We start from the raw sequence: 24,158 nt of genomic DNA on the forward strand, positions 1-24,158 counted from the left end.
CTTGACACGGATACTATCACTCTCCATTATTGGAGAGCGACGCTATCTGCTATCTGAGGAGGTGCGGGATGGCGCGGACCGACGGCCGGCGGACGACCCACGAGCACGAGGGCGAGCTGGTGGTCTTCCTGATCGGCATGACGATCAACCGCTGGTGGCGGGTCGACCAGTGGCTCCCGACGCTGCTGGCCATGGGCCCGATGCTGCGGGAGCTCTCGACCGACCCGGACTCGGGGCTGCTGGGGTTCCGGGCGCTGCTCGGCGCCGGCGGACCGACCGTGGTGCAGTACTGGAGCTCGGTCGACAAGCTCTACGCCTACGCGAGCGACCGCACGGCGACCCACCGGCCGGCGTGGGCCGCGTTCAACCGGCGGGCCCGGAAGGCACCGGGCGTGGTCGGGGTGTGGCACGAGACGTACCGGGTGGCGCAGGCGGAGAGCGTCTACGTCGGCACGTCCGAGCTGGGGCTGGCGAAGGCGACCGGTCGCGTCCCGGTGACGGGCCGGACCGACGCGGCGCGGCAGCGGATCGAGGCCGACCGGACCGTGGCCTGACCGGTCCGACCGGAGGCGCCGCCGGATGGGCCCGAACGTGCGCTCCGGGCGAGGTCAGGCGCGGCTAACATCGTCGCGTGGGGACCATGACACCCGCCGTCGAGGACTACCTCAAGACGATCTTCCTGCTGTCCACGCGCGGGGAGGCCGTCACCACCGGCGCGCTCGCGAAGGAGCTGCAGGTGTCCTCGCCGTCGGTGTCGGCCATGGTCAAACGGCTGGCCGACGGCGAGCTGGTCCGGCGGGGCCGCACCCTCACCCTCACCGCGGCCGGCGAGCGGGCCGCGCTGCGGGTCGTCCGGCGGCACCGGCTGCTCGAGACCTTCCTGGTCAAGGCGCTGGAGATGCCCTGGGACGAGGTCCACGAGGAGGCCGAGCAGCTCGAGCACGCGCTGAGCGACCGGCTGGAGGCCCGGATCGACGCGGCACTGGGCCACCCCACGCACGACCCGCACGGCGATCCCATCCCGGGCGCGGCCGGGCGGCACGACGAGAGCTGGGGCCAGCCACTCGCCGTCGCGCCGGAGGGGTGCCGCTTCGAGATCGAGCGGGTGTCGGACCGGCGCAGCGACGCCCTGCGCTACCTCGGCGAGCGCGGGCTGCGGCCGGGCGTCATCGTCGAGGTCGAGGAGCAGGATCCCTACGGCGGGCCCCGGTGGGTGCGGGTGTCCGGGGAGCGGGTCGCGCTCGCGCCGCTGCTCACCGGACTGATCCACGGCCGCGTCGTCCGCTAGCCGGCCCGGTCCTCGCGACGAGAGCCGACGCGCCGGCGGCCCTGGGGAGGGGCCGGCCGGCGCGTCGGAATGGGTGCGCCCGGTTCGGGGTCCGGGCACCGTGGGGAGCGGACGCTCAGCCCGCGAGGGAAGCGATCTGCTGGGCGACGTTCGGGGCCGCCAGGTCACTGGTGGGCAGCGCGACGTCCTGGGTGTCCAGGTCCTGGTCCGCGGTCGACGGCAGGGCCGGAAGCTCCGGCGCGGCCGGCGCGGCCGGCAGCTCCGGGCCGGCCAGCGGCAGCGTCGCCTGCGGGGTGGCGAGCTCGCCGCCCGTGGTCGGCAGGTGGCTCGCGACGGCGTCCGGGAGCGCCGGCAGGGCCGGGGCCTCGTGCGCCGCCTCGTGCGAGGCCGCCGGGATGTCGGCGGTGGAGCTGTTGCCGGCGCTCTCGAAGGACACGTTCGGGGTCTCGAGGTTCGCGACGCCCGGCACCGAGAAGGACTCGAAGTCCGTCGGCAGCTCGGGGGCGGCCGGGGCGGCCGGGGCCTCCAGCGCCGGGGCCTCGGCCGGGGCGGCCGGGGCCTCCGTCGGCAGCTCGGGCGCCGCGGGCAGCGACGGGAGGTCGGCGGCGAACGCCTGACCCGCGAAGGCGGCGCCGAGGGCGGCGACACCGGCGACGGTGGCCGTCGTGGCGAGCGTGCGCCTGGCGAGACTGCTCATGACTGGGGGTCCTTCCGATCGGGGGAACCGGATGTCGAACATCGGTCAACTCGCGTGTGGATCTGCGGGGCCAACGACGCCGTCGTTACCTGGTTGTGCCCTCCGGCCCCGCTTCACCCGATGCGGTGGAGACAAAGACGCAGGTCACACGCGTTTCACCGCGTCGGGGGCGCGGCGGTGCTTGACGCTGCGACCATCTCGGTCCCGGCCCGCGCGGAGGCACCTCGACGCGGGCGCGGGCCACTCGGGATGATCGGACGCGTGGGTGTTCGCGGACTGCTCGCCGCCGGCGTCGGCACGGGCCTGGGACTGGTGGGTGCCGGCGCGGTCGGCGTCGGCCGGCACTACGCCGACGTGCTGCTCGATCCCTCGCGGGTCGTCGCCTATCCCGAGCGGGTGCTGCGCGCCGACACGGACGCGGTGACGCTCGCCGGCAGCCGGCTCGTCCGGCAGCCCGGGGTGTGGGGCCTGCGCTGGACGGAGGGCCTCGCGGTGGTCGGCCGGGTGCTCTCCGACGACCGGCACGGCGTGCGGAGGCGGCTGCTGTCCGGTCCGGTCCCGCCGGAGGGGCCCGCCGTCGTCGACGCCGGGCCGTTCGACCCGGACCCCGGGGCGCGCGGTCTGGCCTTCACCGAGGTGCAGGTCGCGACACCGCTCGGCCCGGCCCCGGCGTGGGAGGTGCCCGCCGCGCGGGACGTCTGGGCGGTCGCCGTGCACGGCCGCGGCGGGCGGCGGCGCGAGGCGCTGCGGATCCTGCCGGTGCTGCACCGGCTCGGCCTGCCGACCCTGGTGATCAGCTACCGCAACGACGACGACGCCCCACCCAGCCCGGACGGGCGCTTCCACCTCGGCGACACCGAGTGGGAGGACCTGGAGGCCGCGGTCCGGTACGCGCAGGGCCGCGGGGCACGGCGGATCGTGCTCGTCGGCTGGTCGATGGGGGCCGCGATCGGAGGGGCGTTCCTCGACCGCTCGCCCGCCGCCGAGCTCGTCGACGCCGTGGTGTGGGACGCGCCGCTGGTCGACTGGCGCGCGACGCTGCGCCGGCAGGCCCGCAACCGGCTGCTCCCGCCGCAGCTGATCCCGGTCGCCACGGCGGTCACCCGCCGGCGGATCGGCATCGACTTCGACGACTTCGACCTGCTGCGGAACCCGCCCGCGCGCCGGCCGCCGACGCTCCTCGTGCACAGCACGCCGGACACGGCCGTGCCGGTCGGGCCCAGCCGCGCGCTCGCCGCGGCCGGGCGCGACCTGGGCTGGCCGATCCGGTACGTCGAGGTCGGCGGCGTGGAGCACACCGCCGCCTGGAACGCCGATCCCGAACGCTACGAGCGCGCGGTCACGGGGTTCCTCACGGAGGTGCTCCCTCAGGAGTGACCGTTGCGGGCCGCCGCGGCGGGCGACCCGGCGTCGAGGTCGACGTCCCCGGGCGGGTTCGTGGCCGGCGGTTCGGTGACCTGCTCGACGGGCTGCGGGCGCCGGGACAGCACGAGCCAGCCGGCGATCGACAGGGCCGTGAGCAGCAGGCCCGCGCCGATCCACCACCAGCGGCGCGGCGACGGGGTCCCGGGGTCGATGCGGGCGGCCAGCTCGCGGCGCGCGGTGAGCACGCCCTCGTCGAGCTTCTCGAGGGCCGTCGCAGCGGCGGCGCCGGCGACCGCCTCGGCCTGACCGGCGAGCCGGCCGGCCCGCTCGGCCAGCACCGGGAGGTTCTCCTCCACCTTCCCGGCGACCTCGTGGGCGAGCTCCTCCACCGTCCCGCCCAGCGAGGACAAGGACGACGACAGGGCGGCACCCGCCTGGTCGCGGGCGCGGCCGAGCGCCTCGCGCGTACCGGTGGGGATGCTGGGGGCGTTCATGGGGCCTCCGCTCGTGGTGTGCCGGGGTGGCGTGCCCCACCGACCCTGGCACGATGGACGACGTGACTGCACCAGGCAACTCGAAGCAGACCGCGACGCTGCGGACGTCCGAGGGCGACATCCGGATCATCCTCTTCCCGGACCACGCGCCCAAGACGGTGGAGAACTTCGTCGGCCTCGCGACCGGCAAGAAGGAGTACTCGCAGCCGAACGCCGCCGGCGGCGACAGCGGGCCGTTCTACGACGGCTCGGTCTTCCACCGCGTGATCAGCGGCTTCATGATCCAGGGCGGCGACCCGACCGGCACCGGCCGCGGCGGCCCCGGCTACCAGTTCGGGGACGAGTTCCACCCCGAGCTCAAGTTCGACCGCCCGTACCTGCTGGCGATGGCGAACGCGGGCCCCGGCACCAACGGCTCGCAGTTCTTCATCACCGTGGGCCCGACGCCGCACCTCAACCGCCGGCACACCATCTTCGGCGAGGTGGCCGACGCCGAGTCCCGCGCCGTCGTCGACGCGATCGCGACCACCTCGACCGACCGGGCGGACCGGCCGCTCACGGACGTCGTGATCCAGCACATCGACGTCGAGTAGGAGCCGGGTGACGTACCCCGCCGGACCGCCGGACCCGACGGCCGCGCTGCCGGCCTGCGCCCGGCACCCGGACCGCCCGACGGGCCTGCGGTGCACGCGCTGCGGGCGGCCGGCCTGCCCGGAGTGCCTGCGCGACGCCGCGGTCGGCCAGCAGTGCGTCGACTGCGTGTACCAGGCCGGCCGGGGTGTCCGGCGGGGAAGGACGGTGGCGGGCGCCGAGCCGGGCGGCCGCCCGGTCGTGGTGCCCGTGCTCGTGGCGCTCAACGTCGCGCTGTTCGTGCTCACCGTGGCCCAGGCGCAGAGCATCGGCTCCAACGACGCCGCGCCGCTCTTCCGCGAGTGGGTGCTCGTGCCGGGGCTGGTGGCCGCCGGCGACTGGTGGCGGCCGCTGACGGCCGGCTTCCTGCACTACGGGCCGCTGCACCTCGTGTTCAACATGATGGCGCTGTGGATCATCGGGCGGGAGCTGGAACCCGTGCTGGGCCGGGTGCGCTTCCTCGCGGTCTACCTGGTGGCGCTGCTCGGCGGCGCGGCCGCCGTGATGCTCTTCTCCGCGCCCGGATCGCTCGTGGCCGGCGCCTCGGGCGCCGTATTCGGGCTGATGGGCGCGCTGTTCGTGGTGGCCCGGCGGCTGCGGGTCCCCACGGGCCAGGTCGTCGGCCTCGTCGTGGTGAACCTCGTGCTGAGCGTGGTCATCCCGGGGATCTCACTGGTCGGTCACCTGGGCGGGCTGGTGCTCGGCGCCGCCGCCGCGGCCGCGCTGGTGCACGTGCCGCCGGTGCGCAACCGCACCCTGCTCCAGACCGGCGCGCTCGTGGTGCTCACGGTCGCGGTGCTGACCGTCATCGCCGGGCGGGCCGCCGCGGTCGCCTTCGTCTGACCCGCGCGATCGGGGTGGGCCGGGGAGCATTCGGGGTGGGCCGGGGAGCATCGTCGGTCCCCGGCCACCGGACTCACTCCGGCTTGCTGCACCCGCAGCCGGTGGAGCAGCCGTCGGTCCCACGCATCGGCGTCCTGGCGATCATGGCGATCTCCCTTTCCTCGTCGGCAGGTCGAGCCTAGGAAGGGCGCGACCGCCGGGGCGAGCCTCCGGAGGTGGCACACCGGGCCGCCGGCGCTCGGCAGAGGGTGAGGATCACTGGGCCGTCAGGGTGATCAGGAGCGGCTGGGGAGGTACGGCCGCACGACCTCGGCGACGTCCTCGGGGTCCGCGCCCAGGTCCAGCCGGCCCAGGACGACGAGCCGCTCCTCGCCACCCGCCAGCAGGTCCAGCTCCAGCAGGCTGGCCTCGCGGCCGAAGCGCCGCGTCCGCAGCACGCGCACCCGCTGCACCGCGGGCCAGTCGACGGACCGCGTGCGGGTGAGGCTGCGCACCTCGAGGCCGTGCCGGTGCAGGGCGAGCCGGGGCCGGGCGACGGTGCCGACCAGCGCGGCGTACCCGAGCCCGAGCGCGGCGACGCCGGCGATCAGCCGCCCGGCAGGGTCGGCGTGCCCCAGCAGCAGGACCGCGAGCCAGCCGAGGGCGGCCGCGGTGAGGACCCAGGCGAGCACGACGAGCCCGGGAGCGGGGGCCCACTGGTGTTCACGCATGGTAGCTGTGAAAGTTGTCCACAGGGCTTGTCCACAGTGGGGATGAATCACACACTTGTAGTTCCTACTGGTCAGCGCCTCGCCCGAACATATATGGCCAGGATCACGCAGCGTGACTACTTGATCGACTAGCGCCAGCGCATCGACATGAGCAGCGCGATGACGATCAACCCGAAGCCCACGAGGAAGTTCGCGCCGCCCAGCGCCTGCATGAAGGGGATCGCGTCCCGGGCCAGGTAGTCGGTGATCAGCCAGGCCAGCCCGAGCAACCCGACGCCCAGCATGATGGCGACGTACGCGGGATGGGTGGGGCCCTTGATCTTGACCGGCTTCCGGTCGTTCGCCGGCGGCGTGTAGACGGCCTTCTTGCGGACCTTGGACTTCGGCATCGGGGACCTCGTGGAGCTTTCTGCGGTGGTGCGGGGTGGTGCACGCCGGTCGCGCGCACCGCTCGCGACCACCGTATCGGACACGCGAGCGGCGCGGGCCGGACGAGAGCCCCGCGATCAGCACGAACACCCCGGATCGGGCGGGGTGCCGCGGATCCGGGGCGGTCAGACCTGGGCGGTGAGGGCGGCGACCTCGTCGCCGAGCCGGCGCACGAGCTCCTCCGGCACCTCGAACCCGGCGCCGGCGAGCCAGTTGGCCAGCAGCCGGTGCCCGCCCTCGGTGAGCACGGACTCCGGGTGGAACTGGACGCCCTCGATCGGCAGGTCCTTGTGCCGCACCGCCATGATCAGGCCGGACTCGGTGCGCCCGGTGACCTCGAGCTCGACCGGCAGCGTGTCCGGCCGGATCGACAGCGAGTGGTACCGGGTGGCGGTGAAGGGCTCGGGCAGCCCGCGCAGCACGCCGACGCCGTCGTGGAAGACCTGCGAGGTCTTGCCGTGCAGCAGCTCCGGCGCCCGCTCCACCACGCCGCCCCACGCCACACCGATGGCCTGGTGGCCGAGGCACACCCCGAGCAGCGGGAGGTTGCGGTCCCCGGCGGCCTTGATGACGTCGATGCTCCGGCCGGCCTCCTCGGGGGTACCGGGGCCGGGGCTGACGAGGACCGCGCCCACCTCGCCGAGCTCGTCGAGCCCGGCGGACAGCTCGTCGTTGCGCAGGACGACCGGCTCGACGCCGAGCTGTGCCAGGTACTGGACGAGGTTGTAGACGAAGCTGTCGTAGTTGTCGACGACCAGGACGCGCATCAGTTCCCGCCTCCGAAGAACCCGCCGCCGCCGTTGGACGACTGGCCGACCACCAGCGTGACCGTGTCGTCCGGGTCGACGGACCGCCCGGCCGACGGGTCGGTCTGGACCACCCGGTTGTTCTGCGACGAGTCGTTCACCTGCGTGGCCTGCAGCTGGTAGTTCCGGATGCCGGCCGAGCGCAGCTGGTCGACCGCGTCGTTCACGGACTGGCCGACGACGTTGGGCATCTGCACCTGGTTGCCGCGCGAGATCTGCAGCGTGATGGTGGTGCCCGGCGCGACCCGGGTGCCGGCCGCCGGGTTGGTGCCCACCACGGTGCCCTCCTGGCCGCCGCCGTCGACGTTCTGCGTCTGCACGGAGCTGAACCCGGAGTTCGCCAGGGTCGACTTGGCCTGGTCCTCGCTCTGGCCGCTGACGTCCGGCACCGCGACCGTGGTCTGCTTCGTGCCGACCACGACGGCCACGGCGCTGCCGCCCGGCGCGTCGACCCCGGCCGCCGGCGTCGACGAGATGATCGTGCCGACGAGGCTCGAGTCCGAGGTCTCCTGCGTCCTCTGCTCGCCCAGCTTGAGTCCCCGCTGCTCGAGCAGCGAGGCGGCCTCGTCCGGGGTCTTGCCGGTGAGCGCCGGCACGGTGGCCGACGCGGGCCCGGTGCCCACGTAGATCGTGACGCGGCTGCGCTCGGCGACCTGCACGTTGGACCCCGGGTCCGTGCGCGTGACCTTGTTGGCCTGCGCCACCTCCGACGGCTCCTGCTTCAGGTCCACGAGCAGTCCGGCGTTGACGACGGCGGTGCGCGCCGCGTCGGGATCCTGGCCGACGACGTTGGGCACGGCGACCTGGTCGGGCTGCGCCGGCCCGCCCAGCACCTGGTAGGCGAAGAAGCCGATCAGGCCGAGCGCGGCGACCACCGCGACGACGATCGCCACCGTCCGGCCGGTGCGCCGCGGGGGCTCCTCGTCCTCCCAGGCCTGCGGGGGCGGCGGCGGGGCGTGCCGGCCGCCGCCGGAGATCCGCCGGGTGGCGGCGGTGTGCTCGGCGAGCAGCGCGGTGCGCTCGTCCTCGCTCATCACCATCGGCGCGAGCGGCTGCTGGCCGTTGCGCACCCGGATGAGGTCCGTGCGCATCTCGGCGGCCGACTGGTACCGGTTGGCCGGGTTCTTCGACAGCGCCTTGAGCACCACCGCGTCGAGCGACGGCGGGATCTGCGGGTTGACGTCCGACGGGCGCCGGGGGTCCTCCCGCACGTGCTGGTAGGCGACCGCGACCGGCGTGTCGCCGGTGAACGGCGGCTCACCCGTGAGCAGCTCGAACAGCACGCAGCCGGCGGCATAGACGTCCGACCGCGCGTCGACCTGCTCGCCCCGCGCCTGCTCCGGGGAGAGGTACTGCGCGGTGCCGATGACGGCCGCGGTCTGCGTGACGTTCTGGCCCTCGCCCAGGGCGCGGGCGATGCCGAAGTCCATCACCTTCACCGCGCCGTTGCGGGTGATCATGATGTTCGCGGGCTTGACGTCCCGGTGGATGATGTTGTGCCGGTGGCTGAAGTCGAGGGCCGCGCAGACGTCCGCCATGACCTCGATGACCCGCTGCTGGGACAGCGGCCCGGTGGTCTTGACGATCTCCCGCAGCGTCTGGCCGTCGACGAACTCCATGACGATGTACGGCAGCGGGCCGAACTCGGTCTGTGTCTCGCCGGTGTCGTACACCGCGACGATCGCGGGGTGGTTCAGCGCGGCCGCGTTCTGGGCCTCGCGGCGGAACCGCAACTGGAACTGGGGGTCGCGCGCCAGGTCGGCGCGCAGCACCTTGATGGCGACGTCCCGGCTCAGTCGCGTGTCCATCCCGCGATGGACCTCGGACATGCCGCCGTAGCCGAGCGTGTCGCCCAGCTGGTAGCGCTCGGAGAGCAGCTTGGGGGTCGTCATCGGGTCCGGTTCCTGAGGGGGTCGGGGGCGGGACTCATCATGCCCGGCCCGGGTGGGCCCGCGGTCCCCGGCCACCCCGGGCGTGCGCCGACCCGGCGACTGCGAGGGCTCACCGGACCTCCTCGGTGCGGGTCGGGGCGGCCGCGGACCCCGCGGGCCCGGCCGGTGCCGCCGGACGGGCGAGGGCGGCCACCTGGGCCGACACGCTACCTGTCGAGGTGTCCGCGTGCGTCCCGTTCGGTGGGAGCCCGGTGGACGGCGCCGCGGCGTCGGCGAACAGCTTCGGGACCATGAGCGCCGCCACGACGACGGCCGCGACGATCAACAGCACGAAGGCCACGAGCAGCACGGTCCCGGAGCGCTGCGACTGCTGCCGGGCGACGAGCTTGAGCGGCTCGGTGGGCGGCGCGGGCGCGACCGGGGGGCGTGGCGGGGGCGTGCGGGACGCGGCTCCGGGGGTCGACGGGCCGGTCGCCGGGCGCGCGCTGCCACCGGGCGTCGGTGTGGGCGTCGGGGTCGGGCCGGGCGTGGCGGTGCGCGCCGCGCCGCCGGCGCTCGTGGGGGTCGGCGAGGGCCGGGCGGGTGTGGCGCCCCGGGCGGGCGAGCGCAGCGCCTGCGGGCCCGACGCGGCGGCGCCCGGAGCGGGACGCCCGTCCACGGCGGCCCTGTCCCGAGCGCTGCGGTCCGAGGTGCTGCGGTCGGAAGTGCTCCGGTCGGAAGAGCCGCGGCCGGGGGTGTTCCGGTCGGGGGTGCTCCGCTCCGGCGAGGGGCGGGACCGGTCGCGGCCGGGACCCGATCCGTCCCGATCCGCGGACCCGGCCTGCTCGGTCGCCCGGCGCGCGCCCGCGGAGGGCGAGGAGGTGGGGGAGACGGGCGGCAGGGACGGCGCCGACGACACCCCGGCAGCCGGGGAACCGGTCGACGAGCCCGTGGCGGACAGCCCTCCCGACGCCACCCCGTCCGAGGACACCTCGCCGGACGACGTCGCCGCCGAAGAGGACGACCCGGCGCGGCTCCGGTCCCGCCCGCGCGTCGCCCGCCGCTCCCGCTTGCTGCGTCGACGGTGGCTCGTGGGGGTGTCGGTGCCCGGGTCGGCGCCGTCCGACTCCGCCGACGGCAGCCGCAGGCCCTGCGCGGTCATCCGCGCGGGGGTGGGCAGCGCCTCGTCCCGGCGCACGGCGGCGACCGCGGCGGCCAGCTCGGCGCCGTCGGCGTAGCGCCGGTCCGGGTCCTTGACCAGGATCGTCTCGATCAGCTGCCGGACCCGCCACGGCACGGACTCCGGCAGCGGCGGCGGCTCGTCGCGGACCTGCATCATCGCGACGGCCACGGCGTTGTCGGCGCGGAAGGGCCGGTGGCCGGCCAGGCACTCGTAGCCGACGATGCCGAGCGAGTAGACGTCGCCCTCCGGCCCGGCCTCGCCGCCGCTGGCCTGTTCGGGCGCGATGTAGTGGGCCGTGCCCATCACCATGCCGGTGCGGGTCACGGGGACGGCGTTGGCGGCCTTGGCGATGCCGAAGTCCGTGAGCTTCACCGTGCCGTCGACGCGGATGAGGATGTTCCCGGGCTTGACGTCCCGGTGCACGAACCCGCGCTCGTGGGCCGCGTAGAGCGAGTGCGCCGCCTGCTCCATGATGCGCAGCGTCTCGGCCGGCTCCATCGGGCCGCGCGCGATCACGGCGGACAGCGGCTCGCCGCGGACGAGCTCCATCACCAGGTAGGCGGTGCGCCGCCCGTCCTCGGTGACCTCGTCCTCGCCGTAGTCGTGGATGGAGGCGACGCCGGAGTGGTTGAGCGAGGCCACCGTGCGGGCCTCGATGCGGAAGCGGTGGAGGAACTCGTCGTCGTCCGAGAGCTCGCCGCGCAGCACCTTGACGGCCACGTTGCGGCCGAGCCGCTCGTCGAGCGCCTCCCAGACCTCGCCCATGCCGCCGACGGCGATCCGCCGCTCCAGCTTGTAGCGGTCGGCGATCAGCCGGCCCGCGGCGAGGCTGCCGGGGACGGGGATCGGGCCGCCCGCGGCCGTCACTGGCCGCCCCGCAACGCCTCCGCGATCACGGCCCGCCCGATCGGGGCGGCGACGGAGCCGCCCGTGGCCTCGAGGGCCCGGTCGCCGCCGTTCTCGACGAGCACGGCCACCGCGACCTGCGGGTCGTTGGCCGGGGCGAACGCGACGTACCAGGCGTGCGGCGGCGTGTTCTTGGGGTCGGTGCCGTGCTCCGCGGTGCCCGTCTTCGACGCGATCTGGACTCCGGTGATCTTGCCGCCGCCGGAGGTGCGGGCCTCCGAGCCGATCATCATGTCGGTGAGCGTGGCGGCGACGCCGGCCGGCATCGAGCGGCCGAGCCGGTCCGGCTCGGTGGTGTCGATGACGTCGAGGTCCGGGCCCTGCACCTCCTTGATCACGTGCGGGGCCATGGTCTGCCCGCCGTTGGCGATCGAGGCGACGATCATCGCGTTCTGCAGCGGGGTCAGCCGCACGTCCCGCTGGCCGATCGAGGACTGCTGCACCGCGGCCGTGTCCGGCAGGTCGCCGACGCCCGAGGCCGTGACCGGCATCGGGATGGACAGGTCGGAGCGGCCGATGCCGAACGCGTCCGCCTGGGCGCGCAGCTTGTCCGCGCCGAGCTCGCCACCGAGCTGCGCGAACGCCGTGTTGCAGGAGCGGGCCAGGGCCTCGCGCAGCGACGCCGTCTGACCGGTGCCGCACTGGGTGCCGGCGTAGTTCTCCAGCGTGGTGTTCGTGTTGGTCAGCTTGATGTTCGGCGCCGCGGTGAGCTGGCTGTCCGGGGTGTAGCCGTTCTGCAGCGCGGCCGCGACGTCGACGAGCTTGAACGTCGAGCCGGGCGGGAAGGTCTGGTCGATCGCGCGGTTCGGCAGCGTCGCCGGGTCCGCGGCGTTGTCGGCCTTCCACGCCTGCTGCTGGGTCGCCGAGTTGTGGCTGGCCAGCGGGTTCGGGTCGAACGACGGCGTGGACACCATCGCCAGGATCTCGCCCGTCTTCGGCTGCAGGGCCACGACCGCGCCCTCGTAGCCCTTCTCGGACATCTCCTGGTACGCCCGCTCCTGCACGGACGGCTTGACCGTGAGCACGACGTTGCCGCCGCTCGGGTCCCGCCCGGTGATCAGGTCGGAGAGCCGGCGGGCGAACAGCCGGTCGTCGCTGCCGTTGAGCACCGGGTCGGCGTACCGCTCGAGGCCGCTGGAGCTGTAGATCACCGAGTAGTAGCCGGTCAGCGGCGAGTAGGCCGGCCCGTCCGTGTACTGGCGCTGGTACTTGAGGCGGTCGTCCGTCTCGACGCTCTGCGCGAGCACCTGCCCGTCCGCCGAGATCTGGCCCCGCTTGCGGGCGTACTCGGCGAGCAGGACGCGCTGGTTGCGCGGGTCGTCCCGGTAGTCGCCGGCCTTCACCACCTGCACGTAGGTCAGGTTCCCGAGCAGCAGCAGGATCAGCGCCATCACGGCGATCGCGATCCGGCGGATCGGGGTGTTCACGGGCGGCCCCCCGTCGGGCCGGGGACCGGTCCCGTGGTCGGGCCGACCGCGGGCCGCTGGACCAGCTCGGTGCCGGCGTCGGCGATCGCGACGGCCGGGGCGGCGGGGCGGCGCGTGAGCGGGGCCCGCGCCGCGTTCGAGATCCGCAGGAGCATCGCGACGAGAGCGTAGTTCGCGACGAGCGACGACCCGCCGTAGGACAGGAACGGCAGGGTCAGTCCGGTCAGCGGGATCAGCTTGGTGACGCCGCCGATGACCACGAAGATCTGCAGCGCGACCGCGAAGGACAGGCCGGTGGCCAGCAGCTTGCCGAAGCTGTCCCGCACCGCGAGGGCGCTGCGCAGGCCGCGGGTGATCAGCACCAGGTAGACCACGAGGATCGACGCCAGCCCGATCAGGCCCAGCTCCTCGCCGAGCGAGGAGAAGATGAAGTCGCTCTCCGCGAACGGCACCAGGTCCGGGCGGCCCGCGCCCAGGCCGGTGCCACCGACGCCGCCGGTGCCGAGCCCGAACAGCGCCTGCGCGATCTGGTAGCCGCGGTTGTCGTAGTCCGAGAACGGGTCGAGCCAGACCTGCACGCGGACCTGCACGTGCCCGAAGAGCTGGTACGCGATCAGCGCGCCGACGACGAAGAACCCGATGCCGATGAGCATCCAGGACACGCGCTCGGTCGCGGCGTAGAGCAGGACCAGCAGGATCCCGAAGAACAGCAGCGAGGAGCCGAGGTCGCGCTCCACGACGAGCACGCCGACCGACAGCCCCCACGCCACCAGCAGCGGCGCGAGGTCGCGGGCGCGGGGCAGTTCCATGCCGAGGAACCGGCGCCCGGCGGTGGAGAACAGGTCCCGCTTCTGCACCAGGAACGCGGCGAAGAAGATGATCAGCAGGATCTTGGCGAACTCACCGGGCTGGATGCCGGCGCCACCGACCCGGATCCACAGCTTGGCGCCGTTGACCTCGGAGATCGACGACGGCAGCAGGCCGGGCAGGGCGAGCAGGACCAGGCCGACGAGGCCGCAGGTGAAGCCGTAGCGCGCCAGCGTGCGGTGGTCCTTCACCAGCCAGAGCACCGCGATGAACAGCGCCAGCCCGACGGCCGTCCACAGGATCTGCTTGAACACCAGCGAGTCCGGCACGGGCTGGCCGAGCAGCGCGGCGCGGTCCTGGTCGGCCAGGTCGAGCCGGTGGATCATCACCAGGCCCAGCCCGTTGAGCAGCGCGACCGAGGGCAGGATCAGCGGGTCCGCATACGGCGCGAACTTTCGGACCGCGAGGTGCGCGAGCGTGAGCACCACCAGGTACGCCAGGCCCACGTAGAGCAGCGTCGGCGTGAGCTCCTGCTCCTGGTTGGCCTCCACCAGCACCAGCGCGCCGGTCACGATGACGGCGGCGAACACCAGCAGCAACAGCTCGATGGTGCGTCCGGTGGGCAGCGCGGGAGCGCCCTCCCGACCGTTCGCCCCGCCCGGCCGGGCCGCACTGGGTCCCGGGGCCGCCATCAGCTCGCCGGCCGGCAGGTCAAGCCCGGCTCGGGGGTGACGGTCGGCAGCGGAGTGGTGTCCGTGGGCGGCGCATTCGGGTCCGGCGGGGCGTTCGGGTCGGGCTGCGCGGCGCCGACGGGCGCGGGCGGGACCGTGGTGGCGGGCTGCCCGGTGGGGCAGACCGGCAACATGCGCTGGTGCAGCCGGGCGACGGTGCCGCGGGCGCCGTCGAGGCCGTTCGAGGCGGGGATGCCGGCGGTGACCGCGTTGCGCGCGTCCTCGGGCAGGTCGGACAACGTGATGTCCGACCGCTCGGCCACGGTCTGCAACGGCACGCCCAGCACGCTCCCGCGCACCCCCTGGTAGATCACGACCTGTTGGGACTCGGTCCCGACGTAGTACTGCTGCATCACCCAGCTGCGCGCCAGCCAGCCGCCCACGACGAGGAGCACGAGCAGCCCGGCCACGGCGATGCCCACGCGCACCGCGGTGCGGCGGTGCGGCCGGTCCGGGTGGGACGCGGCGGCGGGCTCGACGCGGCGGGGCAGGGCCCGGGGGAGCGTGGTCGCGGAGGCCCGGGACGCGGCGGTGTCGGCGCCGACGATCCCGTCCTCGCTGCCGTCCCCGGCCGCGCCGCCGATGATCGGGGCGTCGTCGCCGTAGTCGACATCGAGGACGTCGGCGACGATGCAGGTGATGTTGTCCGGCCCGCCGCCGCGCAGGGCCAGCTCGATGAGCCGGTCGGCGCACTCGCGCGGGTCCTGGTACTGGCGCAGCGTCTCGGCCAGCGTCTCGTCGCTCACCGGGCCGGACAGCCCGTCCGAGCAGAGCAGGTAGCGGTCCCCGGCGCGGGCCTCGCGGATCGTCAGTGAGGGCTCGACCTCGGCCCCTGTGATCGCCCGGAGCAGCAGCGAGCGCTGCGGGTGCGTGTGCGCCTCGTCCTCGGTGATCCGGCCCTCGTCGATCAGCGACTGGACGAACGTGTCGTCCTTCGTGATCTGGGCGAAGGACCCGTCGCGGAGCTGGTAGCACCGCGAGTCGCCGACGTGCACCAGGCCGAGCCGGGTGCCCGCGAAGAGGATCGCGGTCAGCGTGGTGCCCATGCCCTCGAGGTCGGGGGACTCCGCGACGTGCCGCGTGATCGCCGCGTTGCCCTCGAAGGTGGCCTCGCGCAGCTCGGCCAGCAGGTCGTCGCCCGGCTGGTCCTCGTCGAGCGGGGCCAGTGCGGAGATGACCAGGGACGACGCCACCTCGCCGGCGGCGTGCCCGCCCATCCCGTCCGCCAGGGCCAGCAGCCGCGGACCGGCGTAGACCGCGTCCTGGTTGTTCTGCCGGACGAGCCCGCGATCGCTGCGGGCGGAGTAGCGCAGGACCAGCGTCATGAGCGCAGCTCGATCACCGTCTTGCCGATACGGACAGGGACCCCGAGGGGCACCCGGGTGGGTCCGGTGACCTTAGCCCGGTCCAGGTAGGTGCCGTTCGTCGACCCGAGGTCCTCGACGTACCACTCCTCGCCCTGCTGGCTGATCCGTGCATGGCGGGTCGAGGCGTAGTCGTCGTCCAGCTTGAGCGTGGAGTCGTCCGCCCGGCCGATGAGGATGGGCCGGGAGTCCAGCGTGATCCGGGTGCCCGCGAGCGGGCCCTGGGTGACCTGGAGCTGGCGGGCGGTGCGGCTGCGCCCCGCCTTGGCGGACACCCGGCCGCCACCGGGCATGATCGCCCGCAGGCCGGACGCCGCGTAGAGGTCCGAGCGGACCACCCGCAGCGCGACCAGCACGAACAGCCAGAGCAGGGCGAGGAAACCCGCTCTGGTCAGCTGCAGCACCAATTCGGGCACTCGCCGGGCACTCCGATCTCGTTCGGTGGGCAAAGGACACGGCAGGGACGGTGCAGCGTACCGACCCCGCCCGCGCGACCTCCCGCCCGGACGCGGGTCGGCTCAGCCCTGGGTGCGGAAGACCAGGCTGGAGTGGCCGACCCGGATCACGTCGCCGTCCGTGAGCTGCCACTGCTGCACCGGGTTGCCGTTCACCGTGGTGCCGTTCGTGGAGCCCAGGTCCGACAGCGTGGCCGCGTGGCCGTCCCAGCTGATCTCCAGGTGCCGGCGCGAGACGCCGGTGTCCGGAAGCCGGAAGTTCGAGTCCTGCCCGCGGCCGATGACGTGGGTGCCCTCGGTCAGCGGGTAGCTGCGGCCGGAGCCGTCGTCCAGGGTCAGCGTGGCCTGCAGCTGCTGGCCGTAGCCCGGCTGCCCGCCCCAGCCCTGCTGCTGGCCGTAGCCCTGCTGCTGGTCGTAGCCGCCGTCGTAGCCCTGGTCGTACTGCTGGCCGTAGCCGTCGTACCCGGGCTGCGCGTAGCCCTGCTGGCCGCCGTACTGGGGCTGGCCGTAGCCGGGCTGGGCGTAGGCCTGCTGGCCGCCGTACTGCTGGCCGCCGTCGTAGCCCTGGTCGTAGCCCTGCTGGCCGCCGTACTGGGGCTGGCCGTAACCCTGCTGGCCGTAGCCCTGCTGGTCGCCGTACCCGCCCTGCTGGCCGTACCCGCCCTGCTGCTGGCCGTAGCCCTGGTCGTAGCCCTGCTGCGGGTAGCCGCCCTGCTGGCCGTAGCCCTGCTGGTCGTACCCGCCCTGCTGGCCGTAACCCTGCTGGCCCTGCTGGCCCTGCTGGCCGTAGCCCTGCTGACCGCCCTGCTGACCGTGCTGGTCCTGTGGCGGGGCGTAGGTCTGCTGGCCGTAGGGGGCACCACGGTCGTAGCCGTACTGCCCGTTCTCCTCGGGGTGGCCCGGTTGCTGGCTCATGGGTGCTTCTCCTGCGTTGCGTGCTCGTCCGGCGGACCGACGGGAAGCGTCGGGGTCCACGGCCGAGCGGGTGCGGAACTGTCCCGTGTGCAGCGCCTCGGAGCGCTCCAGGAAGACTACGACCTCGCCGTAGGTGTCCCATCCCTGGTCGGCGAGTTGTGCGGCGACGTGTGCGGAGAGCGAGTCCACGACCCCCGCGGTGTCGCCCGCCATGCGGTCCAGATCGGCGGGGCTGAGCTGCACGGTGTAGCAGTTGGGTGCGAGCACCCGACCCCCCGCGAGCTGCCGGAGATGGTCCTCGGCTTCCCTGAGCAGCGCCTGGGCGACCTCCTGGGGAACGACGCTGCCTCCGAAGACCCGCGCGAAGGCGTCGTCCACCATCCCCTGGAGGCGGCGTTCGAAGCGATCGACACGGCCCACTCGATCTTCCTTTCGTCCACTCGGCGTGTTACCGGCTTACCCGATGGTATCCGTGGTAGGCCCACGTCCGGTGACACCCGGACCGGTGGTGCGGTGACCGTCCGCCCGCGCGCGCCGGATCGACGGGTGACGATCGCGTAGGGGACCCCCCTCGCACGGGGGTTCCGGGGCCCGTGCTAACTTTTCCCAGTCGCTCGGGCGAGTGGCGGAATGGCAGACGCGCACGGTTCAGGTCCGTGTGTCCGAAAGGACGTGAGGGTTCAACTCCCTCCTCGCCCACCATCACCCGAAGGTCCGCCGGTCGCTGGCGGGCCTTCGTCCGTTCTCGGGTCGGTGAGCCGCAGGCCCCGTGCGGCGACCGGTCGATCATGGCGCGCTCACTCCCGCATGGCGGGCCGCTCGGGGTGGTCGGCCATCACCAGCACGTCGGCGGACCCGGAGGGGTCCCGCTCGCGGGAGTACCGCTCGAACACGGGCAGGGTCCAGCGCTCCTCGGGCGGGGTGCGGCGGGCGAGCGCCGCGCGGCCCATGTGCAGGTGCGCCACGAGCTCGAACGGCAGCCCGCGGCCCAGCAGCAGGGCGCCGGACACCAGGACCACGCCGGCGGTGCCGAGCTCGCGGTAGTCCTCGCGGTAGGCGCGGTCGCGCTCGGCGTCCCACAGCCGGGGCAGGACGCGTCCCGCCCCGTCCGGGCCGGCCGGGTCGAGGACCTCGCGGCGCAACGCGCCCTCGTCGAGCCAGCCGTCGAGGTACATGTCCTCGTCGTGGTGGCCGTACTCGAGCCGGAGCGAGGCGGGCCGCAGGAAGTCCCCGGCCCGCACGACCACGGTCTCCCGGCCGCGCAGCCGCAGCCCCTCGGCCACCGCCTCGGCGAGCTCGGCCGTCGCCGTCGGCGGCGGACCGTCGATCGCGACGCGGACCCGCCCCGGCAGCGCGTCGGTCCGCTCGACCAGGTGCTCCGCGAGCCCCTCCCGGCTCACCGCGCGGATCGAGCGCGTCGGGCTCACTGGCGGTAGTTCTCCACGACCGAGGCGTCCCGGGTCCGTGCCTCGTCGGGGTCCTGGCCGGCCGCGCGGCGGGCGTCGCGCTGGCGCAGCAGGTCCCAGCACCGGTCCAGGTCGACGCCGATGCGGTCCAGCCGCGCCTTCTCGTCGTCGCTGAGGGGCTTCCCGATGTGGGAGCGCTCGAGCCGGTGCTCCTCGTCGACGAGTTCCGTGATCCGGTGCCGCAGGTCGGCGTCGTCGGTCATGGTGGATCCCTCCGCTGAAGTGCTTGCCGGTAGATCACTGCACCTTGAGACACTAGTCGCGTGACCTCGGGGCAGGGCGGCTCACTGGTCCGGGCGCTGCGCGTGCTCGAGGCCGTCTCCGCGCTGGGCGACGGGGTGACCGCGAAGGCCATCGCCCGCCGGCTCGGCTGCCCGCTGCCCACCGTGTACCGCGCACTCGGCACGCTGGTCGAGGAGGGCTACCTGGTCCGGCTCAACGCGGTGCGGGGCTACGGGCTCGGCTACAAGGTCGCCGAGCTGCACCGGGGCCTCACCACCCAGGTCCGGCCCTCGGCGGCGGTCCGCGGGCTGCTCCACGAGGTGCACGACGGCGTGGGCGCGGCCGCCTACCTCGCCGTCCGGCGGGACGTCGACGTGGTGGTCGCGCACGTCGACCGCTGCGCGGACCATCCCGGGCCGCTCGGCCTGCGTGTCGGCGAGCCCGCGCCCGTGCACGCGACGGCCCTGGGCAAGGTGCTGCTCGCGGGCCTCGGGCCGGCCGAGCTCGGCGAGGTCCTGGAGCGCACGCCGCTCACCGCCTACACCCCGCGCACCCTCGCGGACCGGCGCGGACTCGACCGGGAGCTGCAGCGGATCCGGGCGGCCGGCGCGGCGGTGGAGGTCGAGGAGTTCCACCGCGGGGTGGCCGGCGTCGCCGTCGCGCTGCGCGGGTCGACAGCGGCGGTGGGGGTCGCGGTGAGCCGGGCCGAGTTCACGGCGCGGCGCTGGGAGCTGGAGCACGCGGTCCGCGAGGCGGCGGACCGCGTGTCCCGGGTGCTCACGGCCTGAGCAGGTCCGCCAGGGTGTCCAGCTCGGCCAGGGTGGCGGCGTCGGCGTCGGGCCCCTCGCGGTCGGTGAGGGTGAACAGCACCCGGTCGACGCCCGCCTGCGCGTAGGAGTCCAGCGCGTCGGGCTTCGGGACGGCGCCGAAGATCGTCACGGAGAGGTGGTCGCGGCCGGCCTCGGCCGTGCGGCGGCGCAGCTCGGCGATCCGCTCGGCGAAGGCGTCGAGCTCCTTCAGCCGGACCCGCAGCGGGATCCAGCCGTCGCCGTGCGACAGGACCCGGTCGAGCACGGTCGGCCCGCCGCCGCCGATCAGCACGGGCGGCGCCGCCGTCGGCTTCGGCCACGACCAGATCGGGTCGAAGTCCACGAACTCGCCGTGGTACTCGGCCTCGTCCTGCGTCCAGATCGCGCGCAGCGCCTCGATCCGCTCGAGCATCTGCGGGGTCCGCCGGCGCGGGTCGATCCCGTGGTGCGCCATCTCCTCCTTGTTCCAGCCCGGCCCCACGCCCAACTCGACGCGGCCCGGCGCGAGCCGCTCGACGCTCGCCACCTGCTTGGCCAGGTTGATCGGGTGGTGCTGGTTGATCAGCGTGACACCGGTACCGAGCGCGATCCTGCTGGTCACCGCGGCCATGGCGGCCAGCGCGACGAACGGGTCGTAGGTGTGGCTGTACTGTCGCGGCAGCTCGGCGCCGCCCGGCCAGGGGGAGCGCCGGCTCGTCGGGATGTGGGTGTGCTCGGTGAGGAACAGCGCCGAGAAGCCGCGCTCCTCGACGCCCCGGGCGAGCACCAGCGGGTCGATGCCGTAGTCGGTGAGGAAGGTGCTGACGCCGATGTCCATGCTCGGACTGTGCCATCCCGGTGGTTCCGTCGCGCCACACCTGCGTGGTGCGCGTTACGTTCTGGCCATGGCGCTCCGCACCGAACCCCCGTTCCGCGCCGACCACGTCGGCAGCCTCCTGCGACCGAAGGCCCTGCTCGACGCCCGCGCGCAGCACGCGCCCGGCTCACCCGAGCTGAAGGCGGTGGAGGACGAGGCGATCCGCGACGTCGTCCGGCTGCAGGAGGAGATCGGGCTGCGGTCCGCCACGGACGGCGAGTTCCGGCGCACCTCCTGGCACATGGACTTCATCTACCAGCTCGGCGGCGTCACGAAGACGGACGAGCAGATCCGGGTGCGGATGGTCAACGCCGAGGGGGAGGGCGCCTTCACCTCGGCCGGCCTGGCGATCACGGAGAAGGTCCGGCTGCGCGAGCCGATCTTCGCCGACGCCTTCCGGTTCCTCGCCTCGTGCACCACGAGCGCGGTCCCGAAGCTGACGATCCCGTCGCCGAGCATGGTCCACTACCGCGGCGGCACGGCGGCGATCGACCGCTCGGTGTACCCGGACGTCGAGGAGTTCTGGCACGACCTGTCGGCCGCCTACGCCGACGAGGTCCGCGCCCTCGGCGAGCTCGGCTGCCGCTACCTGCAGCTCGACGACACCAGCCTCGCCTACCTCAACGACCCGGCCCAGCGGGCCGAGCACGCCGCCGACGACGCCGACCACCTGCACGAGCGCTACATCCGCCAGATCAACGCCGCGATCGCGGACAAGCCCGAGGGCATGCGGATCACCACGCACATGTGCCGCGGCAACTACCGGTCCTCGTGGGCCGCGGAGGGCGGCTACGACTTCGTGGCCGAGGCGCTCTTCGGCGAGCTCGCCGTCGACGGCTTCTTCTGCGAGTTCGACGACGAGCGCTCCGGCGGCTTCCCCCCGCTGCGCTTCGTCCCGCCGGGCAAGCAGGTGGTGCTCGGGCTCGTGACCACGAAGAACGGCCGCCTCGAGGACCCCGACACCCTCAAGCGCCGCATCGACGAGGCCGCCAAGTACGTCCCGCTCGACCAGCTTTGTCTGTCGCCGCAGTGCGGCTTCTCGTCGACCGTCGAGGGCAACACGCTCACCGTCGACGAGGAGATCGCCAAGCTCCGGCTGATCGTGCAGGTCGCGGAGGACGTCTGGGGCTGACCTGCGGCGCTACGCTCCGGCCGTGGCCTACGACGAGGCACTCGCCGCCCGCATCCGCGCGCTCGTGGCGGACGAGCCCGGGCTGACCGAGAAACGCATGTTCGGCGGGCTCGCCTTCCTGCTCGGCGGGCACATGGCCGTCGCCGCCAGCGGGCGGGGCGGGCTGATGGTGCGCGTCGACCCGGCCCGGTCCGCCGAACTGGTCGCCGGCGCCGGGGTCGAGCGCATGGTGATGCAGGGGCGGGAGATGGACGGCTGGCTCCGGGTCTCCGGCCACCCCGACGTCGACGACCTCCCCGACGACGACCTCGCCCGCTGGGTCGCCGAGGGAGTGGGGTTCGTGAAGACACTCCCGCCGAAGTGAGGTTGGGGTGGGGCGGGAGGCGCGACGCCCGGAGGTCTCCCGGTCGTGTAGCGCGGGGGGCCGTTGGTTGGGCGGCTGCTGGTTGGGCGGCTGGCTCGCTGCTGCGGCAGCTGACGCTGCGGCTGGCTCGGCTGCTGCGCCTGCTCACGCTGCGACTGGCTCGGCTGCGGCTGGTGGCTCGGCGGTCGTGTGACTGGCGATCGGGCGTGAGCGGATGCCGGGTCACACACCTGCCCGGACCCGCCACACTCGCGCGGCGGGCCGAGGCACCCCTCCGAGCGCGGCACACCCGCTCTGGCCGCCCGGTACATCCGAACGCTCGGTCCCACACCTCGTCGACCGGTTGGGCGGCGCTCCTACCGGTGTGCGAACACGGCGCCCGTTCCCCTGCCGGCCCTCTGGCCCGTGGTCTGAGCCGTCCGCGGTCTCGGCATCCGAGCCCCTGTCCGCCCGCGATTTCCCGCCAGGCCGGGCCGGACCCGTACCGCGCGACCTTCTGCCCGTGATCGCGGCCGACCCGCACGTGGGACGCCTCGCCGATGACAGCGCGGTGCATCCCGCTCTCTGCTGCTCGCACACCCACTCGACCCGCCCACAGGCCGTCGACGAGATGTGTCGCGCATCGTCGAGGTGTGCGAGGCCGCCCGGGCGGGTGTGTCGCGGCGGCAGTGAGCGGAACCATGTCCGGCTAGGCTCGGGCGGGTGAGCGAGGGGCCTACGGGCTGGGGCGAGCCGCTGTACGAGCGGGTGCTGGCCGGGGTCCCGGAGGGCGCCTCGGTGCTCGACGTCGGCTGCGGGCCCGGGGTGTTCGCCGCCTTCGCCACGAAGCGCGGGCTCACGGTCACCGGCATCGACGCGGACCGGTCCGCCGTCGCGGCGGCGCGGCGCGAGGTACCGGGGGCGACCTTCGAGGTCGGCGACGCACACCAGCTCGACGGTTCCTTCGACCTCGTCGCACTCGTCCAGGTGCTGGCGCACGTCACCAACCCGCTCAAGGTCCTCAAGGAGGCGGCACGGGTCGGCGGGCTGGTGCGCGCGACGGTCTGGGGCCGCGAGGAGGAGTCCGACGTCCGGCTCTTCGGCGAGGCCCTCGCCCCGTTCCTCCCGCCCCGCGGGGCACGTCGCCCCCCGGCCGGACCGCCCCCGCTGACCGAGCCCGACCGCTTCCGCAAGATCGCCGGGACCGCCGGGCTGGACGTGGTCGCGCTCGACGAGGTCCGCTGCCCCTTCGACTACCCCGACGAGGACGCCCTGGTCGGCCCGCTGCTCACGGCCGACATCGGCCGGTACGCCGTCAACGCCGCCGGTCCCGCGGCCGTCCGCGACGCGGTGCTCGCTGCCTTCGCCTCGCGCCGCCATGGCGACGGCTACCGGCTCTGGAACCTCTTCCGCGTCCTCGACGCCCGCCCCGCCTGACCAGGCGTGCGCTGAGCCAGGTGCCGAGCGCGGGTCGGGGCCGAGAGGGCGCCGCGCAGCCATGCCTGCACACCGACGAAGACGACGACCACCTGCACGAGCTGATCGCTGGTTCCGTGCATCTGCGGTTCCGCTCGAGACCGTCCGGGCACTCGACCGCTGATCACGGCCCGGCGCCGGCGTCCGCATCAGCTCGCGCCCATAGTTGATCGCCGGTTCTGTGCGGTAGCGGTCCCGCTCGCGACCGTCCGCGCCCACGACTGCTGATCACGGCGTCGCCAGCACCACTGTCGCGTCGGCTGCCGTCCGGAGCTGATCGCCGGTTCCGTGCAGTAGTGGTCCCGCTCGCGACCATTCGCGCACTCGGCTGCTGATCATGGTTCGGTCGCCGCCGTCCGCGTCAGCTCGCGCCCACAGTTGATCGCCGGTCTCGTGCAGCAGCGGTTCGACGCAGGGCCGTCCCCGCACACCACCACTGATCATGTCGCCGTAAGGCCGCCACGTCTGCGTCCTGCTGCCGCCCACAGCTGATCGCCAGTTCCGTGCGGAGGTGGCTCCGCTACCGACCGTCCGCGCACTCGGCGGCTGATCATGATGCCGCTGCTGGCGTCCTCGTCAGCTCGGACACAGCTGATCGCCGGTCACGTGCAGATGCGGATCCACCGACGACCGTGCACGCACGTCTACGCTGATCACGACGCTGTCAGCTGCTGATCCTGGAGTCGGCGCCGGCGCTCACGTGGGCGACCGTCCACGGTTGATCACCGCTCTGTGCAGCGGCGCGACTCTGTCCACGACCGCTCTTGCACATCACCGCTGACGAAGTACCGCAGGCGCCGCCGACATCCGCATCGACCGCCGCGCGGGGCCCCGAGGCAGCTGATCGCTTCCTTCGTGCAGCGGCGGCTCCGCTGACGACCGCCTCTGCACACCGCCGCTGATCGGTGCCGCCAGCGTCCACGTCCGGCTTCG

General features: G+C 74.0%; 23 protein-coding genes, 2 tRNA genes and 2 pseudogenes. 11 read left to right on the plus strand and 16 right to left on the minus strand.

Annotation, left to right across the window (positions count from 1 at the left end; genetic code table 11):
• Positions 1–68 precede the first annotated feature (68 nt).
• Positions 69–554, plus strand: a complete 486-nt coding sequence (locus tag ACQP04_RS00210) for a DUF4188 domain-containing protein (protein ID WP_433505086.1) — start codon at positions 69–71, stop codon at positions 552–554.
• Positions 555–640: 86 nt separating this feature from the next.
• On the plus strand, positions 641–1,288 hold the full coding sequence (locus ACQP04_RS00215; RefSeq protein ID WP_433508510.1) for a metal-dependent transcriptional regulator: 648 nt from the start codon (positions 641–643) through the stop codon (positions 1,286–1,288).
• 115 nt (positions 1,289–1,403) lie between these two features.
• Here the strand turns inward: ACQP04_RS00215 and ACQP04_RS00220 are convergent, their stop codons facing one another.
• Positions 1,404–1,985: a hypothetical protein gene (locus tag ACQP04_RS00220; RefSeq protein WP_433505087.1), complete on the minus strand. Its 582-nt coding sequence runs from the start codon at positions 1,983–1,985 to the stop codon at positions 1,404–1,406.
• Positions 1,986–2,246: 261 nt separating this feature from the next.
• Here ACQP04_RS00220 and ACQP04_RS00225 point away from each other — a divergent pair, with 261 nt between their 5' ends.
• Positions 2,247–3,362, plus strand: a complete 1,116-nt coding sequence (locus tag ACQP04_RS00225; protein WP_433505088.1) for an alpha/beta hydrolase family protein — start codon at positions 2,247–2,249, stop codon at positions 3,360–3,362.
• Here ACQP04_RS00225 and ACQP04_RS00230 read toward each other — a convergent pair.
• Complete coding sequence (locus ACQP04_RS00230; RefSeq protein WP_433505089.1) at positions 3,353–3,844, minus strand: hypothetical protein; 492 nt, start codon at positions 3,842–3,844, stop codon at positions 3,353–3,355. The two genes, ACQP04_RS00225 and ACQP04_RS00230, sit on opposite strands and share 10 nt — an antisense overlap.
• Before the next feature lie 53 nt (positions 3,845–3,897).
• Between ACQP04_RS00230 and ACQP04_RS00235 the strand changes: the two genes are divergently transcribed.
• Together ACQP04_RS00235 and ACQP04_RS00240 are read left to right on the plus strand one after the other, a co-directional pair.
• Positions 3,898–4,437 (plus strand): peptidylprolyl isomerase, encoded by a 540-nt coding sequence (locus ACQP04_RS00235; RefSeq protein WP_358208605.1) that lies wholly within the window; start codon positions 3,898–3,900, stop codon positions 4,435–4,437.
• A 7-nt stretch (positions 4,438–4,444) separates the two neighbouring features.
• A complete protein-coding gene (locus ACQP04_RS00240) occupies positions 4,445–5,317 on the plus strand; it encodes a rhomboid family intramembrane serine protease (protein WP_433505090.1) in 873 nt (290 codons plus the stop codon).
• A 275-nt stretch (positions 5,318–5,592) separates the two neighbouring features.
• On the opposite strand, the gene ACQP04_RS00245 is transcribed toward ACQP04_RS00240, so the two are convergent.
• The 10 genes and pseudogenes from ACQP04_RS00245 to ACQP04_RS00290 form a co-directional block, all read right to left on the minus strand.
• Entirely contained in the window at positions 5,593–6,027 is a 435-nt protein-coding gene (locus tag ACQP04_RS00245; protein WP_433505091.1) for a PH domain-containing protein, read from the minus strand.
• Positions 6,028–6,155: 128 nt separating this feature from the next.
• Entirely contained in the window at positions 6,156–6,416 is a 261-nt protein-coding gene (gene crgA / locus ACQP04_RS00250) for a cell division protein CrgA (RefSeq protein ID WP_433505092.1), read from the minus strand.
• 165 nt (positions 6,417–6,581) lie between these two features.
• Positions 6,582–7,223, minus strand: a complete 642-nt coding sequence (locus ACQP04_RS00255; protein WP_433505093.1) for an aminodeoxychorismate/anthranilate synthase component II — start codon at positions 7,221–7,223, stop codon at positions 6,582–6,584.
• Complete coding sequence (gene pknB, locus ACQP04_RS00260) at positions 7,223–9,154, minus strand: Stk1 family PASTA domain-containing Ser/Thr kinase (RefSeq protein ID WP_433505094.1); 1,932 nt, start codon at positions 9,152–9,154, stop codon at positions 7,223–7,225. Before pknB ends, ACQP04_RS00255 begins: the two co-directional genes overlap by 1 nt.
• A 109-nt stretch (positions 9,155–9,263) precedes the next feature.
• The gene (locus ACQP04_RS00265; protein ID WP_433505095.1) at positions 9,264–11,183 is read right to left on the minus strand and encodes a protein kinase domain-containing protein; all 1,920 of its coding nucleotides are present in this window, start codon (positions 11,181–11,183) and stop codon (positions 9,264–9,266) included.
• The gene (locus ACQP04_RS00270) at positions 11,180–12,649 is read right to left on the minus strand and encodes a peptidoglycan D,D-transpeptidase FtsI family protein (protein WP_433505096.1); all 1,470 of its coding nucleotides are present in this window, start codon (positions 12,647–12,649) and stop codon (positions 11,180–11,182) included. The genes ACQP04_RS00265 and ACQP04_RS00270 overlap by 4 nt, the downstream gene beginning before the upstream one ends.
• Entirely contained in the window at positions 12,646–14,148 is a 1,503-nt protein-coding gene (locus ACQP04_RS00275; RefSeq protein WP_433505097.1) for an FtsW/RodA/SpoVE family cell cycle protein, read from the minus strand. The genes ACQP04_RS00270 and ACQP04_RS00275 overlap by 4 nt, the downstream gene beginning before the upstream one ends.
• Complete coding sequence (locus tag ACQP04_RS00280) at positions 14,148–15,512, minus strand: PP2C family protein-serine/threonine phosphatase (protein ID WP_433505098.1); 1,365 nt, start codon at positions 15,510–15,512, stop codon at positions 14,148–14,150. Before ACQP04_RS00280 ends, ACQP04_RS00275 begins: the two co-directional genes overlap by 1 nt.
• On the minus strand, positions 15,509–15,967 hold the full coding sequence (locus ACQP04_RS00285; protein WP_037042171.1) for an FHA domain-containing protein FhaB/FipA: 459 nt from the start codon (positions 15,965–15,967) through the stop codon (positions 15,509–15,511). Before ACQP04_RS00285 ends, ACQP04_RS00280 begins: the two co-directional genes overlap by 4 nt.
• Before the next feature lie 195 nt (positions 15,968–16,162).
• Positions 16,163–16,231, minus strand: a pseudogene (locus ACQP04_RS00290) (FHA domain-containing protein); the annotation flags it as partial.
• Between ACQP04_RS00290 and ACQP04_RS00295 the strand changes: the two are divergent.
• A tRNA-Leu gene (locus ACQP04_RS00295) sits at positions 16,199–16,286 on the plus strand. The pseudogene ACQP04_RS00290 and the gene ACQP04_RS00295 overlap by 33 nt on opposite strands.
• 761 nt (positions 16,287–17,047) lie before the next feature.
• Here the strand turns inward: ACQP04_RS00295 and ACQP04_RS00300 are convergent.
• Positions 17,048–17,302, minus strand: a pseudogene (locus tag ACQP04_RS00300) (DUF3662 domain-containing protein); the annotation flags it as partial.
• A gap of 235 nt (positions 17,303–17,537) precedes the next feature.
• On the opposite strand from ACQP04_RS00300, the gene ACQP04_RS00305 reads away from it, so the two are divergent.
• Positions 17,538–17,623 (plus strand) — tRNA-Leu (locus ACQP04_RS00305).
• A 95-nt stretch (positions 17,624–17,718) separates the two neighbouring features.
• Here ACQP04_RS00305 and ACQP04_RS00310 read toward each other — a convergent pair.
• The gene (locus ACQP04_RS00310; protein ID WP_433505099.1) at positions 17,719–18,348 is read right to left on the minus strand and encodes a uridine kinase; all 630 of its coding nucleotides are present in this window, start codon (positions 18,346–18,348) and stop codon (positions 17,719–17,721) included.
• Complete coding sequence (locus tag ACQP04_RS00315; protein WP_037042175.1) at positions 18,345–18,590, minus strand: DUF2630 family protein; 246 nt, start codon at positions 18,588–18,590, stop codon at positions 18,345–18,347. Before ACQP04_RS00315 ends, ACQP04_RS00310 begins: the two co-directional genes overlap by 4 nt.
• Positions 18,591–18,650: 60 nt before the next feature.
• Here ACQP04_RS00315 and ACQP04_RS00320 point away from each other — a divergent pair, with 60 nt between their 5' ends.
• Positions 18,651–19,397: an IclR family transcriptional regulator gene (locus ACQP04_RS00320; RefSeq protein ID WP_358208628.1), complete on the plus strand. Its 747-nt coding sequence runs from the start codon at positions 18,651–18,653 to the stop codon at positions 19,395–19,397.
• Here ACQP04_RS00320 and ACQP04_RS00325 read toward each other — a convergent pair.
• The gene (locus tag ACQP04_RS00325) at positions 19,387–20,235 is read right to left on the minus strand and encodes an LLM class F420-dependent oxidoreductase (protein ID WP_433505100.1); all 849 of its coding nucleotides are present in this window, start codon (positions 20,233–20,235) and stop codon (positions 19,387–19,389) included. The two genes, ACQP04_RS00320 and ACQP04_RS00325, sit on opposite strands and share 11 nt — an antisense overlap.
• 67 nt (positions 20,236–20,302) lie before the next feature.
• Between ACQP04_RS00325 and ACQP04_RS00330 the strand changes: the two genes are divergently transcribed.
• From ACQP04_RS00330 to ACQP04_RS00340, 3 genes are all read left to right on the plus strand, one after another.
• Complete coding sequence (locus tag ACQP04_RS00330; RefSeq protein WP_433505101.1) at positions 20,303–21,406, plus strand: 5-methyltetrahydropteroyltriglutamate--homocysteine S-methyltransferase; 1,104 nt, start codon at positions 20,303–20,305, stop codon at positions 21,404–21,406.
• A 22-nt stretch (positions 21,407–21,428) separates the two neighbouring features.
• Positions 21,429–21,770 (plus strand): TfoX/Sxy family protein, encoded by a 342-nt coding sequence (locus ACQP04_RS00335; protein WP_433505102.1) that lies wholly within the window; start codon positions 21,429–21,431, stop codon positions 21,768–21,770.
• A gap of 702 nt (positions 21,771–22,472) precedes the next feature.
• Entirely contained in the window at positions 22,473–23,186 is a 714-nt protein-coding gene (locus ACQP04_RS00340; RefSeq protein WP_433505103.1) for a class I SAM-dependent methyltransferase, read from the plus strand.
• The last annotated feature ends 972 nt before the right edge of the window (positions 23,187–24,158 follow it).

The sequence above is a fragment of the Pseudonocardia halophobica genome (assembly GCF_050948485.1).
GTDB classification, from domain to species: domain Bacteria; phylum Actinomycetota; class Actinomycetes; order Mycobacteriales; family Pseudonocardiaceae; genus Pseudonocardia; species Pseudonocardia halophobica.

What these genes read in the sequence shown, in the direction of transcription:
- ACQP04_RS00315 (WP_037042175.1), bottom strand. Translation starts at nt 18,590, where the DNA reads ATGACCGACGACGCCGACCTGCGGCACCGGATCACGGAACTCGTCGAC.
- ACQP04_RS00210 (WP_433505086.1), top strand. Translation starts at nt 69, where the DNA reads ATGGCGCGGACCGACGGCCGGCGGACGACCCACGAGCACGAGGGCGAG.
- crgA (WP_433505092.1), bottom strand. Translation starts at nt 6,416, where the DNA reads ATGCCGAAGTCCAAGGTCCGCAAGAAGGCCGTCTACACGCCGCCGGCG.
- ACQP04_RS00220 (WP_433505087.1), bottom strand. Translation starts at nt 1,985, where the DNA reads ATGAGCAGTCTCGCCAGGCGCACGCTCGCCACGACGGCCACCGTCGCC.
- ACQP04_RS00245 (WP_433505091.1), bottom strand. Translation starts at nt 6,027, where the DNA reads ATGCGTGAACACCAGTGGGCCCCCGCTCCCGGGCTCGTCGTGCTCGCC.
- ACQP04_RS00255 (WP_433505093.1), bottom strand. Translation starts at nt 7,223, where the DNA reads ATGCGCGTCCTGGTCGTCGACAACTACGACAGCTTCGTCTACAACCTC.
- ACQP04_RS00275 (WP_433505097.1), bottom strand. Translation starts at nt 14,148, where the DNA reads ATGGCGGCCCCGGGACCCAGTGCGGCCCGGCCGGGCGGGGCGAACGGT.
- ACQP04_RS00330 (WP_433505101.1), top strand. Translation starts at nt 20,303, where the DNA reads ATGGCGCTCCGCACCGAACCCCCGTTCCGCGCCGACCACGTCGGCAGC.
- ACQP04_RS00230 (WP_433505089.1), bottom strand. Translation starts at nt 3,844, where the DNA reads ATGAACGCCCCCAGCATCCCCACCGGTACGCGCGAGGCGCTCGGCCGC.
- pknB (WP_433505094.1), bottom strand. Translation starts at nt 9,154, where the DNA reads ATGACGACCCCCAAGCTGCTCTCCGAGCGCTACCAGCTGGGCGACACG.
- ACQP04_RS00325 (WP_433505100.1), bottom strand. Translation starts at nt 20,235, where the DNA reads ATGGACATCGGCGTCAGCACCTTCCTCACCGACTACGGCATCGACCCG.
- ACQP04_RS00215 (WP_433508510.1), top strand. Translation starts at nt 641, where the DNA reads ATGACACCCGCCGTCGAGGACTACCTCAAGACGATCTTCCTGCTGTCC.
- ACQP04_RS00280 (WP_433505098.1), bottom strand. Translation starts at nt 15,512, where the DNA reads ATGACGCTGGTCCTGCGCTACTCCGCCCGCAGCGATCGCGGGCTCGTC.
- ACQP04_RS00235 (WP_358208605.1), top strand. Translation starts at nt 3,898, where the DNA reads ATGGACGACGTGACTGCACCAGGCAACTCGAAGCAGACCGCGACGCTG.